Origin of the sequence: Brevundimonas pondensis (genome assembly GCF_017487345.1) — a bacterium.
Taxonomy (GTDB): domain Bacteria; phylum Pseudomonadota; class Alphaproteobacteria; order Caulobacterales; family Caulobacteraceae; genus Brevundimonas; species Brevundimonas pondensis.
Genome location: NZ_CP062006.1, coordinates 2,998,013 through 3,014,915 on the forward strand (window position 1 = coordinate 2,998,013; position 16,903 = coordinate 3,014,915).

Sequence of the window (16,903 nt, forward strand, 5' to 3'; positions counted from 1 at the left end):
CGTTTCCTAGGAAGCCCGCTCGGCGCGCCGCGTCAAGCCCGACACGGACAGGGCCCGGCGTCGCTTCAGGCGGCGTCCGCTCCTGGCGCGGGCGTTTCAACACCTGATGTCAAAGCCCGCGAGAGCGCCTCGATCAAGGCCGGAATCTGCAACGGCTTGGTCAGGTACTCGAGAAAGCCTGCCGCGCGCCCTCGCCGGATGTCGGAGAAGGCGGCATTGGCGGAGAGGGCGATCACCGGCACAGCACGCGTCAGGGGCTCCTCGGCCAGCCGCGCCTTGAGGGCGAAACCATCCATGCCCGGCAGGTTGATATCGAGGATGACCACGTCCGGTCGCAGATCGCGGGCCAGGGCCAGGCCTTCCGGCCCTGTCTCGGCCACGTGAAGGCGGATACCGCCCAGGGCCGTGATCACATGGCGCATCAGGGCGACGTTGGACGGATTGTCCTCGACATAGAGCAAGGTGGCCTCAGGCAGGGACAGACGAGGCACGGGCGAGGCCATGACGGCGCGCGGCATATCGACGGCGGGCGGCAGACGAACGGTGAAGACCGCCCCCTCGCCTTCCCGGCTTTCAGCTTCCAGACGTCCGCCCATGGCCTCGATCAGACGCCGCGCCACGGCCAGGCCCAGGCCCGCGCCCGGGACCTCGGAGGCTTCGCGTCCCAGGCGATTGAAGGGCTGAAACAGGTCGTTCATGCGGGCCGCAGGCAGGCCAGGCCCGGTGTCATGGACCGCAAGGTCGACCCCGTCGAGCGACTGACGCGCCTCGATCAGGACGGCCCCGCCGGGGCGGTTGTACTTGACGGCGTTGGCGATCAGGGCGGTCAGAACCTGACGCAGGCGTTCCCGATCCGCACGGGCGGCCAGACCGGCGACCGGCGACGGCTCACGCAGTTCGACCCCGGCCGCCTCGGCCATGGCGCGCAGGCCTTCACAGACCTGATGCGCGATCAGCAGCGGATCGACCCGCTCGACAGTCAGGGCCAGCCGCCCCCCCTCGATATCGGCCAGGTTCAGCACCTCGTCGACCAAGGTCAGCAGCCGGGCGCCGGCGGCGCGAATCTGCTCGACGGCCTGATGCTGTCGGTGGCTGAGCGGCTCCTGCGCTTCGTTCATCCGCAACAGGTCGGAAAAGCCGATGACAGCGTTAAGCGGAGTGCGCAGCTCATGGCTCATGCTGGCCAGGAACTCGGTCTTGGCGCGGTGGACGGCCTTGATCTGATCGGCCTGCCCCTCAGCGGCGGCCAAAGCCGCCTGCAACTCACGCGCGCACTGTTCGGCGCGCGCCTCCAGGGTGGCGTTGATCCGTCGCAAGGTCGTCGCTTCGCGCCGCGCTCTTGCCGCAAGCCGCAATCCCGCCCAGCAGCCGGACAGCGCCAGGGCGACCACCACCAGAACGAGTTCCATCGCACGTCCTCCCGATGCCTCGAGAATGACGCCTATAGATTGCTGTTATGTAAAAATGCGCGCTAAAGTTGCACGCACCCGATCAGCCTTCGTCAGCCGCCGGTTCGACCTTGCGACGCGGGGCGCGTCGCTTGGGCGCGGGGGCCTCTTCGGCCGCGTCCCCCTCGTCCGACGACGAGGCCGTCGAACGGGTCAGGAAGCCGGGCAGGCCCATGCCGTCGCTCGACTCGCCGTCACCGGGCTCACTGACCGGAGCGCGTTCGGCGCGAGGGCGGCGGGGCGCACGGGCCGGACGGGCATCTTCGGCCTCGACAACGGGCGTGACGACCGTTTCGTCCGAAGCGACTTCAGGGACGTAGTCGGCCTCGGCCGCAGCCCGGGCTTCATCCTCGGGCGTGGCTTCGCCGGCTTCAAAACGACGGTTGCGTTCCTCGCGGCGCCGCTCCCAACGCTCGCGACGGGTTTCGCGTCGACCGCCTTCACGAGCCTCACCCTCGGCACGAGGTTCGCGGTCATTGTCGCGCGGTTCACGATCCCGGTCGCGATCCCGATTGTAGTCGCGATCCCGATCACGATTGTTATCGCGATTGGCGTCCCGTTCAGCGCGCTCCGCCTGGCGACGGGCCTCGTCCTCGACCTTCTGCTGCTCGGCGGCGGCGGCGGCGATGATGGCGGCGGCCTGGGCGCCCGACTCGTCTTCGAAGTCGATGTCGAAGCCCTGGCCGGCCAGCTCGCGCTGGGCGATCTCGCTGACCGGACGTTGCGGCTGCAGGGCGCGCAGGACGCGGAAATAGTGTTCGGCGTGCTGGGTGTAGTTCTCGGCCAGCACCCGGTCGCCGGCGGCCGAGGCGTCGCGCGCCAGCTGCATGTAGCGCTCATAGACGGTCTGTGCGTTGCCGCGGACCTTGATGTTCTCGGGGCCTTGCGAGTCCCACGACCGGTTCGGGTTGGTCGCATTGGCGTTGTTGCCGCCGCCGCCGGGCTTCCGGTTGCGTCCGCGCTGACGCTTCATGCCCTTGAAATCTCTCATCGGAGCTTACCGTGCTGGTGCGGGCCGCCGTCGGTTCAGGACGGGCAGGACCCAGTTCGTCGTTCCGTTCGGTCGGGGCCAATCCCCGTATCGATGTGCTCGGAAAACCGTTCGCCGCCCTGTGGTCCGCCGAACCGACCGGCCCGACCGTCACTGGCCCAGACGCGCTTGAGCGAGCAAACCGGCTCGAAAAGACTGCGTTTGAGTGGGAGACAAGAAACGACTTAGCGCGCGATGGCGTCGTTTCCAAGGCTTTTGTTGCGCGGACCCTGCAGCCCCGATCAAGCCTCGGAGATCGGATCGACGCGCGGGTCCGGGCCGTTGGTTACGACACGGTCGCGGTCGCCCAGATCCTTGACCACCTTGACGTCGGTGAAGCCCGCGGCCTCGAACAGGGCCTTGACCGCCGCGCCCTGATCCCAGCCGATCTCCACGGCGAAGACGCCTTCAGGACGCAGGATGCGGGCGATCTCGGGGGCCAGGTCACGATAGGGCTGCAGGCCATCCGGGCCGCCGTCCAGGGCCAGATGCGGGTCGTGCTCGCGCACCTCGGGGTCCAGGCCGGGAATATCGCCCGTCGGGATATAGGGCGGATTGGACACCACCAGGTCGAAGCTGTCGTCGGCGAAGCCCGCGGCCCAGTCAGTGCGGATGAAGGTGCAGCGCCCGTCCAGATCCAGGTTGGCGGCGTTTTCACGCGCCACGGCGATCGCCTCGGTCGAGATGTCGGTGCCGACGCCGCGCGCCCCGGCGCGCTCCATCAGGGTCGCCAGCAAGATGGCCCCCGAGCCGGTGCCCAGATCGACCATCTCGAAGGCGCGGTGCGGCGGGAAGGCGCGGACGATGACGTCCAGCAGGGTCTCGGTGTCCGGGCGCGGGCTGAGCACGTCGGGGGTGACGTTCAGCATAATCTTCCAGAAGCCCTTCTTGCCCAGGATGCGCGACACCGGTTCGCGCTTCAGACGCCGCTCGATCATGGCGTCCAGGACGGCGATCTTGTCGGCGTCGACGACGCGATAGGGATCGGTCAGGATGTCCACGCGCCCCGCGCCGGTCGAGGCCTCCAGCAGCAGGCGGGCGTCGATCGACGGGCTGTCGATGCCGGCTGCTTTCAGTCGGGCCTGAGCGCCTTTCCAGGCGGTCAGCAGGGTCGGGGCGGCGGGGACATTTTCGGACATGAAGGCTGATTGGCGATTGCCGCGCGGGAATTCAAGACGCAAGCGAACCGGGAACGGGCGGCGAGCGTGGCCGTTGTGGGACGGATGGGGATGCAGAACCTTCTGAAACGGCCAACGCGACGGCGTGGAAACGGCGGCGCGCTCTGGCGCTATCTGGGCGCGGCGGCGGGCGGTCTGGCGGCCGGAGCCACGGCGGCGCACCTGCTCTATACTCAGGGCCATAAGTACGGCGTCGAACTGCGGCCCAAGCGGCCCGAGCCCCTGCCGCCGCGCGATCCCACGCCCGAGGACTATGAAGCCGAGGAGCCTGGCCGCGGACGGCTGGCGCAGCACCCGACCCATATCCCGCGCAAAGGCTGGATCGACATCGCCTGGCGCACCGGCATGGGTTATTTCGGCGACCGGGTCGGCTTCGTCGCCGGAGGCGTGACCTTCTTCATGCTGCTGGCCCTGTTCCCGACGCTCGGCGCCTTCGTCACCATCTACGGCCTGTTCGCCGACCCGGCCGACGCCTGGAACCAGCTCAGCTTCCTCTACGAGGTCCTGCCTTCGAACGTGGCCCAGTTCCTGGGGGCCGAGATGACCCGACTGGCGGGGGGTTCGACCGGCCAACTGACCTTCACCCTGGCCTGGACCCTGGCCCTGTCGCTGATGGCGGCCAACGGCGGGGTGAAGACCCTCTTCTACGGGCTGAACCTCGCCTATCACGAGGTCGAGCGGCGCAACATCCTCACCTACAACCTGCTGTGCATGGGGATCACCGTCTCGGGCCTTCTGGCGGTGCTGCTCAGTTCCGCCCTGGTGGTCGGCGTGCCGGTCGTCCTGTCCGTGTTCGGGCTGGAAGAGGAATGGGCCCATCTGGCGCCGCTGCGCTGGCCCCTGCTCTATCTCGGCTATGTCGCGGCCCTGGCCCTGATCTATCGCATCGGGCCGTGTCGGGCGCGGGCGCGCTGGCGCTGGCTGACGCCGGGCGCCCTGTTCGCCGCGGCCCTCAGCCTGCTGGTCTCCTTCCTGTTCAGCTGGTTCCTGAGCAATTTCGTCCGCACCGATTCCTACGGCCCGCTGGCGGCGGCCATGGGCTTCCTGCTGTGGACCTGGTTCTCGGTGCAGGTGATCCTGATGGGCGCGCGCCTTAACGCCGAGATCGAGCATCAGACCGCGATCGACACCACCACTGGCGCGCCCCTGCCGATCGGCAAACGCGGCGCGGTGATGGCGGATTCTGTCGGCCCGCGCCGAGGCAATCCAGCGGCCCTGGCCTTCACCCTGAAATACGCCGAGGCCCTGGGGGACCGGGTGCTGAAGCGGCGCGTCAGGCGGCGCTAGCCCCTCAGCCGAACTCGGCTTCCAGATCAGCCAGGCGGGCGGCCTGATCCTCGGCGATCAGGGCGTTCAGCAGGGGATCGATGTCGCCTTCCATGATCTGCGGCAGGCTGTGCAGGGTCAGGTTGATGCGGTGATCGCTGACCCGGCCTTGCGGATAGTTATAGGTGCGTATGCGCTCCGATCTGTCGCCAGAACCGACCTGCGACTTGCGCGCGTCGGAACGGGCCGCGTCCTTCATCTGACGCTGCATGTCATAGAGACGCACGCGCAGGTTCTTCATCGCCTTGTCGCGGTTGACGTGCTGCGACTTCTCCGACGAGGTCACCACGATCCCCGTCGGGAAGTGGGTGATGCGCACCGCCGAATCGGTCTTGTTGACGTGCTGCCCACCCGAGCCCGAGGCGCGGAAGGTGTCGATGCGGATGTCCTTGTCATGGATCTCGATCTCGACGTCCTCGACCTCGGGCAGGACGGCGACGGTTGCCGCCGAGGTGTGGATGCGGCCCTGGGTCTCGGTCGCCGGGACGCGCTGGACGCGGTGGACGCCGCTCTCGAACTTCAGACGCCCGAACACGCCCTCGCCGGTGACGGTGGCGATGATTTCCTTGTAACCGCCGGCCTCGCCCTCGGTGGCGCTGTCAACCTCGACCCGCCAGCCGCGCGAGGAGGCGTAACGCGAATACATGCGGAACAGGTCGCCAGCGAAGATGGCGGCCTCGTCCCCGCCGGTGCCGGCGCGCACTTCCAGCACGGCCGAGGCGTTTTCATCGGCGTCGCGCGGCGCCAGCAGCAGGGCGACCTCGCGCTCCAGCTCCGGCAGGCGTGCGTTCAGGGTCTCCAGCTCATCGGCGGCCATGGCGGCCATTTCGGGATCCGAGGCCATGGCCTGCAGGTCCTCGACCTCGGCGCGGGCGCGGGCCAGGGTCTGCACGGCGTCGGCCACCGGCTTCATCTCGGCGTGTTCCTTGGACAGGCGCACGATCTCGGCGCCGTCCGAAGCCGCGCCCATGCGGGCCTCCACCTGATGGAAGCGGTCGAGCACCTGATCGAGCCGGGCCTGAGGCAGTCGCAAGGGAGCGTCCTTTGAAGGAAAAATCGAGCGCGGAGCCTTACCCGCCGGGCCGCCTCCTGTCGATGAAAAGGCCCGAACACGCGCAGATGGAGCGATTGTGAACAGTCGTCACAAGCCCGTCAGGGCGGTTTCTTCGCACCTGCAAACACCCTAGCTCCACCTGGGCTGAAACTGACAGGAGACAGGCATGTTCGATGGAAACGCGGATTCGACCGGAAGCGCAGACGCCAATGTGGCGCGGCTGTGCGCCCTCTACGACGGGCTGCTGGAGGCCCCGGACGCGACCGTTTCCGCCGAGGCCGAGACCGAGCTGAAGGCCCTGGCCAAGATATTTGACCTGGACGCCGAACGCCCCGCCGCGGAGCTGTGGCCCTATCTGCGCGCCGTCCTGGTGCGTCAGGCGCCGACTGAAACCTCGGCCGTCGCGACACAGGTCGAGCCCCTGACCGTGCTGCTGGTCGAGGACGACGCCGAGGCCGCCGCCGCCCTGACCGAGGCGCTGGACGCCGCCGGACACCGGATCGTCGGCCCCTTCCACAGCGCCGAAGCGGCCGAAGCGGCGACCGCCCTGCATCCCATCGACGCGGCCCTGCTGGATATCAACCTGTCGGGCGACGCCACTGGCGTCGATCTGGCCCGCAGCCTGAAGGCGCGTTGGGGGACCCCGGTCATCTTCCTGTCGGGCGACGTCAGCGCCGCCGCCGCCAACGCCGAACTGGCCGCCGCCATGGTGATCAAACCCTATACCGGCCGCGACGTGCTGGACGCCCTGGCGCGGCTCGAGCCGGCCGTCTGATCCGCCATTGCCAAGTCAGTCGCGCAGTGCGCCTGATGCAGGGCGAGGCTGAGGGCTGAATGGACACTTTTCTCCTGTTCCTGCTGGTGGGCGTCCTGGCCCAGGCGGTCGATGGCGCCCTGGGCATGGCCTATGGCGTCATCTCGTCCTCGGTGCTGCTGGCCTTCGGCGTGCCGCCGGCCACGGCCTCGGCCAGCGTCCACGCGGCCGAGGTCTTCACCACCGCCGCCTCGGCCGGCAGCCATGCCTGGCACAGGAATGTCGAGTGGCGGCTGTTCCTGCCCCTGGCCATTGCGGGCGTGATCGGCGGGGTTCTGGGCGCCTATGTCCTGACGGGGATCGACGGGGCGATGATCAAGCCCTTCATCGTCGGCTATCTGGCCCTGATCGGCGTATGGATCCTGTGGCGGGCCGGGCATGACATCCCGCATCGCCACCTCCCCGCCTGGATCACCGCCCCCATCGGTGTGGTCGGCGGCTTCCTCGACGCTGTCGGCGGCGGCGGCTGGGGGCCGACCGTATCCTCGACCATGGTCGGCGCCGGCCATGACCCGCGCAAGGCCATCGGCACGGTCAACACGGCGGAGTTCTTCCTGACGGTCGCCATTTCAGCCACCTTCGTCTGGGCCCTGGTGACAGGGCACTGGGAAGAGGCCGGGGCGCTGGAGAACCACTTCGCCGCCGTCGCCGGACTGGTGGTCGGCGGCCTGATCGCCGCGCCCTTCGCCGGACTGATCGTCAAGAAGGTGCCGCGCAAGGTTCTGGCCTATGCCGTCGGCTTCCTGCTGCTGTTCCTGGCGGCCTTCCAGGGCGCACAACTGGCCGGGCTGATCGGCAGATAGCCTCCGTCAGACCGGCGCGGTGGCCTGGAAGCTGGGCCGCTGTTCCAGCACGGCCTGCAGGGCGGCCAGGTTCGGACGACCCGCCTTCCAGTCATAGTCGGGGTGGCGGAAGCTGATCCAGCTGACCGCGATCCCGGCGCTCAACACGCCCATGTTGAAATCCTCGGCGTCGGGCGCGGCGGCCTCCAGAGCGTCCAGCGCACGGCCCATGTTGAAGGTCCAGCGCTCCATCCAGGACGGCGAGCGTTCCTGCTCAGGGCGGCGCTTCTCGAGCACCAGCTTAACCCCCATCTCCAGCGTGGCGTTGGCCAGGGTTTCCAGACGTTTGACGCGCAGGCGCTCTGGCCCCTCGGCGGGCAGCAGGCGCGGGCCGGAGCCGATGACGTCGAGATACTCGGCGATGACCGGGCTGTCGGTCAGCGGCAGGCCGTCCTCCGCGATCAGGGTCGGCACCTGGACCACCGGATTGGTGGCCAGCAGTTCCGGCGCATTGGCGTAGGGATCGACCGCGATCTCCTCGATACGATCGGACAGCCCCTTCTCGCGGGCGACGATGCGAACCTTGCGCGCGAAGGGCGACGGGGTGGTGATGTAGAGTTTCATGTTCACTCAGCGGCCTTGCGGGCGGCGTCCAGTTCGGCGGCCTTGGCTTCGACCTGGGCGACGATCTCGTCGATCATGCCGTCATTGGCCTGCTTGTGGGCGATCTTGCCGTTCAGATACAGCATGCCCGAACCCGCCCCGCCGCCGGTGAAGCCGACGTCGGTATAGAGGGCCTCCCCCGGTCCGTTGACGACGCAGCCGATGATCGACAGCGACATGGCCGTCGAGACGTGGGCCAGCTTCTCTTCCAGGATCGCCACCGTCTCGATGACGTTGAAGCCCTGACGCGCACAGGACGGGCAGGCGATGATGTTCACCCCCCGGTGACGCAGGCCCAGCGACTTCAGGATGTCGAAGCCGACCTTGATCTCTTCCACCGGGTCGGCGGCCAGGGAGACGCGGATGGTGTCGCCGATGCCCGCCCACAGCATGTTGCCCATGCCGATGGCCGACTTGATGGTGCCGGTGCGCAGGGGACCGGCCTCGGTCACGCCCAGGTGCAGCGGGCAGTCGATGGCCTCGGCCAGTTGCTGATAGGCGGCGACCGTCAGGAAGGGGTCGGACGCCTTCACCGAGATCTTGAACTCGTGGAAGTCCAGGTCCTGCAGGATGCGGGCGTGGTTCAGCGCGCTCTCGACCATGGCGTCGGGACAGGGCTCGCCATATTTTTCCAACAATTCCTTCTCCAGCGACCCGGCGTTGACGCCGATGCGCATGGAGCAGCCGTAGTCGCGGGCGGCCTGAACGACCTCCTTCACCCGGTCCATCGAGCCGATGTTGCCGGGGTTGATGCGCAGGCAGGCGGCGCCCGCCTGGGCCGCCTCGATGCCGCGCTTGTAGTGGAAGTGGATGTCGGCCACGAGCGGCACGCGGGCCTCGCGCGCGATGGTCTTGAAGGCGGCCGTAGACTCCACGTCCGGGCAGGAGACGCGGACGATGTCGGCCCCCGCCTCTTCCAGCTGACGGATCTGCTCCAGCGTCGCCGCCGCGTCGGTCGTCGGCGTATTGGTCATCGACTGGACGCTGATCGGGGCGTCGCCGCCGACCGGCACGGAACCGACCATGATCTGGCGGCTCTTGCGGCGCTCGATGTGGCGCCAGGGACGAATGTGGCCGAGTTCGGAATGGTCGCTCATGTCGCGCGGAACATAGGCGAGGAACGACGGCAAAACCACGACATCAGTCGCGAACCACGACGATTCATCCCGTGGGAGGGGTCGCTGGGACTACGGCGGCGGGCGGCGGCGCGGCGGCAAGGGCGGCCGCGGCCTGGGCGGCGCGGGCGCGGGCCTGGGCTTCCGCAGCAGCGGCGGCGCGGGCCTCGGACTGACGGGCTTCGGCCTGGGCCCGATTGTTGAGCGTCCCGAGCGGGGACTGCGGTGCAGGCAGGGCGCCGCTGTGCTCGCCGTTCAGATAGACGTCGAAGGCCGTCGGGTCCGAGACATCGATGGTAGCGGCGAGGCCGGGCGGCGCGCGCCAGGCCTCGCCCGCCGCCAGCTGGCGCGCGAACAGAATACGGCCGTCGCCCTGACGAACCACCAGGGTGGCGGGCTTTCTGGCCTGCAGGATAACCTGAGAGGCCGTGGCCGAGGCGCCATAGACGGCGCCGCGCGGGTTGAAGGCGGCCTGGACCGGCGGCGCGGGCGACGCCGCCACTGCATTGGGATCGTCGGGATCGATCCCTGTGAGCTGTGTTTCCAGACCCGGCGTGATGTAGAGGGCCGGGGTCGTCTGATCCGGCGGCGCGGCGCGCGGCGCCCCGAGATAGAGGGCGCGCTCGACCTCGGAATCCGCCTCCTTGGCCCAGTTCTTGGGCACGGCGACCAGATCGGAAGGGTGCGGCGGCTCGATGCGGACCACGCGCTGGAAAACATTCCAACCGACCACGGCCACGATCAACACGCCTAGCGCCGCCAGGATCTTGGGCGAGGCGCGCCAGCTCTGTTGCTCCTGAACCTCGGTCCCCGTCGGCGCCTGGAGCGGCACCGCCGCCTCGGGAAACTCCTGCTTGAACCGTTCGACGGCGGTGAGTTCGTCCAGACCGAGCGCGCCGGCATAGGCGCGGACATAGCCCATGGAGAAGATGCGCGACGGCAGGACGGCATATTCCCCCTGCTCCAGGGCCGTCAGATAGCGCGGATGCACCCGCGTCATGGTCGACAGCTGAGCCATGGAGCGCCCCGAGGCGAGACGGGCCGCGCGCAGGGCCTCGCCCAGCGTCTCGGCGTCCTCGAGGGACGGCGCGTCCTGCCGATCCTGATCCATGCGGGGTTCCGTTGGTGCGGACGCGAAGGCGCCCCGCCCCTCGCTTAGACGACGCGCTTGATGCGGGCAACGCGGGAAAAGCGGCCTCGCTTCAGTCTGTGGCTCAGACGATGACGTTCAGCTTGCGCGCCAGGGACTCGATCTCGCCGCGCACCGATCCGGCCGAGGAGCCGAGCAGGACCGCCATGCCGCGCCGGGCGGCCGACAGGTCTGCCGACAGGATCATCCGCTTGACCGGCCCTACCCCGCCCGCCGGGGCCGACAAGCGAGTATAACCCAGGGTGATCAGGGCGAAGGCCTCCAGCGGACGACCGGCCAGTTCGCCGCAGACCGAGACCGGGGTGGCGCTGTCGGCGCACTTCTGCTGGATCTCGGCCAGGGCGCGCAAAGCCGGCGGCGACAGGGGGTCGTAACGGTCCGAGACCAGGGGATTGGTCCGGTCGGCGGCGAACATGTACTGCAACAGATCGTTGGTGCCGATCGAAACGAAATCGGTCAGGGGCAGTAGGGCGTCGAGGTGCCACAGCAGGCTGGGGCACTCGATCATCGCCCCGACGCGCAGCAGGGACGGCAAGGGCCGCCCGCGCCGCCGCGCCCAGTCGCACTCGACATCGACCATTTCGCGGGCGGCGCGGAACTCGTCCACCGTGGCGATCATGGGGAACATGACGCGCAGCTCGCGCCCGGCGGCGGCGGCCAGAAGCGCGCGCACCTGCATCCGCAGCAGGGCCGGTCGGTCCAGACCCAGACGGATGGCGCGACGCCCCAGGGCCGGGTTCTCTTCGCGCTCGTTGTCCAGATAGGGCAGAACCTTGTCGCCGCCGATATCAAGGGTGCGGAAGGTGACGGGCCGATCGCCCGCCGCGTCCAGCACCAGCTTGTAGAGCGCCGTCTGGGCGTCCAGACGCGGCAGCTCGTCCGAGACCATGAACTGGAACTCGGTGCGGAACAGGCCGATGCCCTCAGCCCCCGTCGCGTCCAGGTTTTCCAGATCGACGGCCAGCCCGGCGTTGGTCAGGACCGTGATGCGGGCGCCGTCCTTCGTGACCGCAGGCGTGTCGCGCAGCAGGTCGAACTCAGCCCGGCGCTGCTCGCGCACGGCCATGCGGGTCTGGACCGCCGCCAGCATGTCGGGACGGGGGCGCAGGTAGGCTTCGCCCGTCTCGCCGTCGACGATGACCTGATCACCTTCGGACAGGCGGTCGCGCAGCCCCTGCAGACGGCCGACGCAGGGAATTTGCAGGGCGCGGGCGACGATGGCGGCGTGGCTGGCGGCCGAGCCTTCTTCCAGCAGCAGGCCCCGCAGCTTGTGGCGCGGATATTCCAGCAGGTCGGCGGGGCCGAGGTTTCTGGCCACCAGAATGGCGTCGTCAGGCAGATCGCGCTGGCCGGGATTGTCCCCCGCCAGCACCCGCAGCAGGCGGTTGGCCAGGTCCTCGAAGTCGTGCAGCCGCTCGCGGATATAGGGGTCGCGGGCCTTGGCGAAGCGGGCGCGGTGCTCGTTGCGCACCCGATCCACGGCGGCCTCGGCGGTCAGGCCCGAGCGCACCGCCTCCTCCAGCGACCGGTTCCAGCCCCGGTCGTCGGCGAACATGCGATAGGTTTCCAGAACCTCGAACGAGGCGCCGCCCAGCTTGCTCTGGCCGCCTTCCAGCATGTCGTCGATGCCGGCCTTCAGCGCCGCCAGGGCCGCGGCCAGACGCTTTTCCTCGGCGACCGGGTCGTCGGACAGCAGTTGCTCGGGGGCCAGGGGCGCCTCGTGCTGGACCACCACACCATAGGCCAGGCCTTCGGCGAACTTCTGCCCCTTCAGCCGTTCCGGGCGATGAGGAGCGACCTCGACGTCGCGCAGCTCGTCCTGGGCCAGAAGCTCGCCCGAGGCGACCGTCTCGGCCAGGACCATGGCGATGGTCTGGATGTCCTCGACCTCTTCCTCGTCATAGCGACGGGCGGCGCGGTTCTGGACGACCAGAACCCCGATGGCCCGGCCGCCGCGCAGCAGGGGCGCGCCGAGGAAGGCGTGGAAAGGGTCTTCGCCTGTTTCCGGACGATAGGAGAAGCTGGGGTGGGACGGGGCGTCCGACAGGCTGATCGGCTGGGCCAGCCGGGCCACCTCGCCGACCAGACCCTCGCCAGGGCGCAGACGGGTGTTGTGAACGGCCTCAGGATTCAGGCCCTGGGTGGCGAACAGCTCCAGCTCGCCCGAGGCGCGGCGCAGATAGATGGAGCAGACCTCGGCGACCATCGACTGGGCGATGGTGCGCACCACCATGTCCAGCCGATCCTGCGCCGGGCCGCCGCCGGCCATGGCTTCGCGGATCTGGCGCAGGAGGTTGCGAGGCCCCCTCGTCGTCAATCCGCCCTTCACCATGTCGCCTCCCGCCTTGCCGCCCTTCGATCAGATAGGGCGGCGTTGCTGTTTTCCTATAGGGCGTCCAGTCCGTAGGCCGCATGCAGCGCGCGCACGGCCAGTTCGGAATAGGCGTCCTCGATCAACACGCTGATCTTGATTTCCGAGGTCGAGATAGCCTGGAACTTGACGCCCTTGTCGGCCAGGGCGCGGAACATGGTCTGGGCCACCCCCGCGTGACTGCGCATGCCCACGCCAATGACCGAGATCTTGGCCACGTCGGCGTCGATGCGCAGTTCCTCAAAGCCCAGTTCGGCCTTGGCGGCGGTCATCATCTCGGCGGCGCGCTGGGCGTCGCGGCGTCCCGTGGTGAAGGTCAGATTGACCGCGCCCTCGGTGCGGGCCTGGCTCTGCACGATCATGTCCACATTGACGTTGGCCTCGGCCAGACGCGTGAAGACGTCGGCGGGGGCGTCGGTGCGGTCCGCCAGACCCAGCAGCGTGATCCGGGCTTCGTCCCGGCTCATGGTCACGCCGGAAACGATGCGCTTTTCCACGATCTCATCCTCGTCACAAATCAGGGTGCCGGCGTTTTCCGGCAGATTTCCATTCTCATCCGGCTCGATGAAGCTGGACAGGACCCGCACGGGGACCTGCTTGGCCATGGCCAGTTCAACCGAGCGCGTCTGCAGCACCTTGGCCCCCAGCGAGGCCATTTCCAGCATCTCCTCGTAGGAGACCTTTTCCAGGCGCCGCGCGCGGCTCTCGATACGGGGGTCGGTCGTATAGACGCCGTCCACGTCGGTGTAGATGTCGCAAGGCGCGCCCAGCGCCGCCGCCACCGCGACCGCCGAGGTGTCGGAGCCGCCGCGGCCAAGCGTGGTGATGCGGCCGTCGCGGGTGACGCCCTGGAAGCCGGGCACGATGGCGATCTGGCCGCTGTCGACGGCGGCGCCCAGGACGTCGCCGGGCACGTCCTCGATACGGGCGCGGCCATGGGCGTCGTCGGTGATGATCGGAATCTGCCAACCCATCCAGCTGCGCGCGTTCAGGCCCATGTTGCGCAACGTCAACGCCAGAAGGCCCGACGTCACCTGCTCGCCCGAGGCGACCACCACGTCGTATTCGTCGTCCGACAGGGGCAGGCCCGCAGCCGCCGGTCCGGCGCCGTCGGTCCAGGCCACCAGCTCATTGGTCTTGCCGGCCATGGCGGACACCACCACGGCGATCTGTTTGCCCTTGGCGGCCTCGGCGGCGATAATTCGCGCCGCACGACGAATACGTTCGAGATCCCCCATGGAGGTCCCCCCGAACTTCATCACCAGTCGTGTCGTTTCGGGCCGCGTCATCGTGGCGTTTCGTCCCCTGCTTGCATGGGCGGCCAAGGCGGTTCATGCCTGCGGCCATGTCCGCTTCTAACGACAGCCTTGAGCCGCGCAAACCCCAAAGCGAAGAGGGTTTTTCACCCTTTGCAACCGATCGTGCGGAAGGGCCGAGCATCGACCCCGCCGATGTGGCCCGCTTCTCGGCCCAGGCGGCCGAGTGGTGGGACCCGAAAGGGCCGTTCGCCCCCCTGCACCGCTTCAATCCGGCGCGACTGAAATTCGTCCGCGACCGCACCGCCGCGCATTTCGGGCGCGACGTTCGGACGCGCGCGCCCTTCAACGGTCTCAGCCTGATCGACATCGGCTGCGGCGGCGGCCTGATCGCCGAGCCGATGCGGCGCATGGGCTTTGAGGTCACGGCCCTGGACGCCTCGTCCGAAAATATCGGCACGGCCCGCGCCCACGCCGAACAGATGGGCCTGGACATCGCCTATCGCGCCGCCACCGTCGAGCAGATGGTGGAGGCGGGCGCCGGGCCCTTCGACGTGGTCCTGACCATGGAAGTGATCGAGCACGTCGCCGATCCCGAGGCCTTCGTCCGCGCCTGCTCGAAACTGATCAAGCCCGGCGGCCTGATGATCGTCGCCACCCTGAACCGCACCTTGAAGGGCCTGCTGCTGGGCAAGGTCGCGGCCGAATACGTGCTGCGCTGGGTGCCTGCTGGAACCCACGACTGGCGCCAGTTCCTCAAGCCCGAGGAGCTGCGCGCCATGCTGGATGGCGAGCCCCTGACCGTCACCGGCCCCTATGGCCTGGCCTATGACCCGCTGAACGACCGCTGGAGCGAGGGCGACGACGTAGGGATCAACTATATGATGATGGCGACGCGGGACGCCTGATCGCTAAAGCGGCCTGATCATGTAGCGGGCGTCGTCGCCGTAGCTGGCCAGCTTCTCGGCCATGCCGGGCGGGTTCTGGACGACGAAGCCGTTACGTTCCCAGAAGGCGGTCGCCTCATTGACCGCGACCAGGGCGATCTCGGGCCAGCCCGCCGCCCTGGCCTGTTCGGCCAGACGCTCGACGATGGTCCGGGTATGGCCGCCGCCGCGCGTGTCGGGGTGAACGGCCAGGTCGTGCAGATAGACGACCTCGGCGTCGGCGGGGATGGCGCCGATCAGGCTGTCCAGCGGCGGAGCCGCGTTGCGCGTCCACGGATAGGCCATCAGGTAGCCCATGACGGTTCCGGCGGCGTCGGACAGAACGAAGCAGCCCTCGGGCGCCAGGGCCTGACGCTCGGCGAAGCACTCGCGCGCTTCGAAATGGTCGGGGAAGGACAGACGGGCGACGGCGACGACGCCGTCGATGTCATCGGGCGTCATGGGCCGCCAGACTAGCTGGGGCAGCGGGCGTTCAGCTCTGCCTTGTTGAAGGTCCATTCCGCACTCCGGGTCTCGTCGTCATCCGCCCCCTCGATGCGGGCGGTCAGCACATCCCCCTCGCGTTGATAGAGGATGCGGTGCGGAAAGTCGTTGGCGGGGTTGGCGAAAACCACCCGCTGCGGCCCGCTTTCGATCAGGCGGAAGGGGGTCGGCGCGGCCCCGCCCGGCTGCGCCACATAGGCCAGGACGCCGTCCTGCAAGGGAGCGATGCGGGCGAACTCGAAGCCGCTGCGGCCATTGCGCACGGTCACAGTATGGCCGACCAGAAGGCCCGCCCGCGGGTCGCTCCAGGTCTCGGACGCCTCGCGCCCGCCGGAGCAGTCCAGCCAATAGCCCGCCATCCACGACAGGTCGGGCGCCGACGTTGGCGCCTGCATCAGAGCGGCGGCCATCAGGGCGGTCAGCAGCGACATCAAGGTCTCCCTCCTCGGTTCGGAAAGCAGCCTAGATCAGTCCCGTCTGTCCCGCTTGTAGGATTGCGACGCCAGCTGACGCGCCAGCTCCATCTGCTCGCGCGCCCATTCCGTGGCCGTGCAGCCGAGGAAACGGCGGAAGTCGCGGGCCATCTGGGGCTGGTCGAAATATCCTGCGGCGAGGCCGGCCTCCAGCCAGGAAGCCGCGTCGGCGTCCGGGCCCGTCGCATGGTCGAAGATGCGGCGGAAACGGAAGACCGAACGCAGGGTGCGCGGGGCCACGCCGACCCGGTCGCGAAAACGGCGTTGCAGGGCGCGGCGATCGGCAGAGGACAGGAAGGGCCCGTCATCCTCGCGTTCAGCGGCGGAGACCTCGGCGCGGACGGCGGCGTCCAGACGCCAGTCCCCGGCGCGGCGCTGGCCTTCCAGCCAGTCGGCCAGCACTGCGACCTGGCCCACCGGATCGCCCGACGGAGCGCTGAAGCCGCTCAGGCGCTCGACCAGATCCAGACGCCGGTCGGTCGCGTCGATCAGGGGAAGACCGAGGAAGTCGCGCGCCCCGTCCGGCTCGAACCGGGCGGCGACGATTTCGACCGGGCCGACGGGGCGGATGGCCATGGGCCGGGTCATTTGGCCCGCAAGGATGACCGGCGGCTGGGGCCGAAAGACGCCGTCGTCGCCCTCTTCCTCATAGGGATCAGCCAGGTCGATCACCAGTTCGGGGCAGCCGTCGGGGGCGATGCGCTGCACCCCACCGGTCGGCTTGGGCGCCGCATAGGTCCACAGCACGCGGATGAAGGGACGCAGGGACGGCGGCGGCGCGAACTCTTCGTATCTCTCCCCCTCCCCCATGCG

Annotated in this window: 16 protein-coding genes; 4 read left to right on the forward strand and 12 right to left on the reverse strand. The window is 68.8% G+C overall.

Translation table 11 applies throughout. The annotated features are described in order from the left end of the window. Positions 1–65: 65 nt before the first annotated feature. The 3 genes from IFE19_RS14965 to prmC all read right to left on the reverse strand — a co-directional run bounded on the left by IFE19_RS14965 (position 66) and on the right by prmC (position 3,617). Positions 66–1,409, reverse strand: coding sequence for a hybrid sensor histidine kinase/response regulator (locus tag IFE19_RS14965; protein ID WP_207823641.1), 1,344 nt, complete (start codon positions 1,407–1,409; stop codon positions 66–68). An 82-nt stretch (positions 1,410–1,491) separates the two neighbouring features. Then, positions 1,492–2,439: a DUF4167 domain-containing protein gene (locus IFE19_RS14970; protein WP_207823643.1), complete on the reverse strand. Its 948-nt coding sequence runs from the start codon at positions 2,437–2,439 to the stop codon at positions 1,492–1,494. Between the two features lie 281 nt (positions 2,440–2,720). Further along, the gene (gene prmC, locus IFE19_RS14975; protein ID WP_207823645.1) at positions 2,721–3,617 is read right to left on the reverse strand and encodes a peptide chain release factor N(5)-glutamine methyltransferase; all 897 of its coding nucleotides are present in this window, start codon (positions 3,615–3,617) and stop codon (positions 2,721–2,723) included. Positions 3,618–3,707: 90 nt separating this feature from the next. On the opposite strand from prmC, the gene IFE19_RS14980 reads away from it, so the two are divergent. After that, complete coding sequence (locus IFE19_RS14980) at positions 3,708–4,943, forward strand: YihY/virulence factor BrkB family protein (RefSeq protein WP_225910304.1); 1,236 nt, start codon at positions 3,708–3,710, stop codon at positions 4,941–4,943. A 4-nt stretch (positions 4,944–4,947) separates the two neighbouring features. Here the strand turns inward: IFE19_RS14980 and prfA are convergent, their stop codons facing one another. After that, positions 4,948–6,015: a peptide chain release factor 1 gene (prfA, locus tag IFE19_RS14985; protein WP_207823647.1), complete on the reverse strand. Its 1,068-nt coding sequence runs from the start codon at positions 6,013–6,015 to the stop codon at positions 4,948–4,950. 187 nt (positions 6,016–6,202) lie between these two features. On the opposite strand from prfA, the gene IFE19_RS14990 reads away from it, so the two are divergent. Both IFE19_RS14990 and IFE19_RS14995 read left to right on the forward strand, forming a co-directional pair. Beyond that, positions 6,203–6,811, forward strand: a complete 609-nt coding sequence (locus tag IFE19_RS14990) for a response regulator (protein WP_207823648.1) — start codon at positions 6,203–6,205, stop codon at positions 6,809–6,811. Positions 6,812–6,870: 59 nt separating this feature from the next. Next, positions 6,871–7,653, forward strand: coding sequence for a sulfite exporter TauE/SafE family protein (locus tag IFE19_RS14995; protein WP_207823650.1), 783 nt, complete (start codon positions 6,871–6,873; stop codon positions 7,651–7,653). A gap of 6 nt (positions 7,654–7,659) precedes the next feature. On the opposite strand, the gene IFE19_RS15000 is transcribed toward IFE19_RS14995, so the two are convergent. From IFE19_RS15000 to IFE19_RS15020, 5 genes are all read right to left on the reverse strand, one after another. Beyond that, positions 7,660–8,256, reverse strand: a complete 597-nt coding sequence (locus IFE19_RS15000) for a glutathione S-transferase N-terminal domain-containing protein (protein WP_207823652.1) — start codon at positions 8,254–8,256, stop codon at positions 7,660–7,662. Between the two features lie 2 nt (positions 8,257–8,258). Then, a complete protein-coding gene (gene ispG / locus IFE19_RS15005; protein ID WP_207823654.1) occupies positions 8,259–9,392 on the reverse strand; it encodes a flavodoxin-dependent (E)-4-hydroxy-3-methylbut-2-enyl-diphosphate synthase in 1,134 nt (377 codons plus the stop codon). A gap of 64 nt (positions 9,393–9,456) precedes the next feature. After that, positions 9,457–10,521, reverse strand: coding sequence for a helix-turn-helix domain-containing protein (locus IFE19_RS15010; protein ID WP_207823656.1), 1,065 nt, complete (start codon positions 10,519–10,521; stop codon positions 9,457–9,459). 103 nt (positions 10,522–10,624) lie between these two features. Further along, complete coding sequence (gene ptsP / locus IFE19_RS15015; RefSeq protein WP_207823658.1) at positions 10,625–12,892, reverse strand: phosphoenolpyruvate--protein phosphotransferase; 2,268 nt, start codon at positions 12,890–12,892, stop codon at positions 10,625–10,627. Positions 12,893–12,945: 53 nt separating this feature from the next. Next, positions 12,946–14,220: an aspartate kinase gene (locus tag IFE19_RS15020; protein ID WP_114817514.1), complete on the reverse strand. Its 1,275-nt coding sequence runs from the start codon at positions 14,218–14,220 to the stop codon at positions 12,946–12,948. Positions 14,221–14,276: 56 nt separating this feature from the next. On the opposite strand from IFE19_RS15020, the gene ubiG reads away from it, so the two are divergent. After that, positions 14,277–15,095 carry a bifunctional 2-polyprenyl-6-hydroxyphenol methylase/3-demethylubiquinol 3-O-methyltransferase UbiG gene (gene ubiG / locus IFE19_RS15025; protein ID WP_207823660.1) on the forward strand — a complete coding sequence of 273 codons (819 nt, stop codon included), beginning with the start codon at positions 14,277–14,279 and terminating at the stop codon, positions 15,093–15,095. A gap of 3 nt (positions 15,096–15,098) precedes the next feature. Here ubiG and IFE19_RS15030 read toward each other — a convergent pair whose 3' ends face one another. Genes IFE19_RS15030 through IFE19_RS15040 form a run of 3 tightly spaced genes read right to left on the reverse strand, consistent with a single transcriptional unit; the run spans position 15,099 to position 16,900 of the window. Then, on the reverse strand, positions 15,099–15,575 hold the full coding sequence (locus IFE19_RS15030; protein WP_207823662.1) for a GNAT family N-acetyltransferase: 477 nt from the start codon (positions 15,573–15,575) through the stop codon (positions 15,099–15,101). 11 nt (positions 15,576–15,586) lie between these two features. Further along, entirely contained in the window at positions 15,587–16,048 is a 462-nt protein-coding gene (locus tag IFE19_RS15035) for a DUF6265 family protein (protein WP_207823664.1), read from the reverse strand. A gap of 36 nt (positions 16,049–16,084) precedes the next feature. Continuing rightward, the gene (locus IFE19_RS15040) at positions 16,085–16,900 is read right to left on the reverse strand and encodes an AraC family transcriptional regulator (protein WP_207823666.1); all 816 of its coding nucleotides are present in this window, start codon (positions 16,898–16,900) and stop codon (positions 16,085–16,087) included. Positions 16,901–16,903 lie beyond the last annotated feature (3 nt).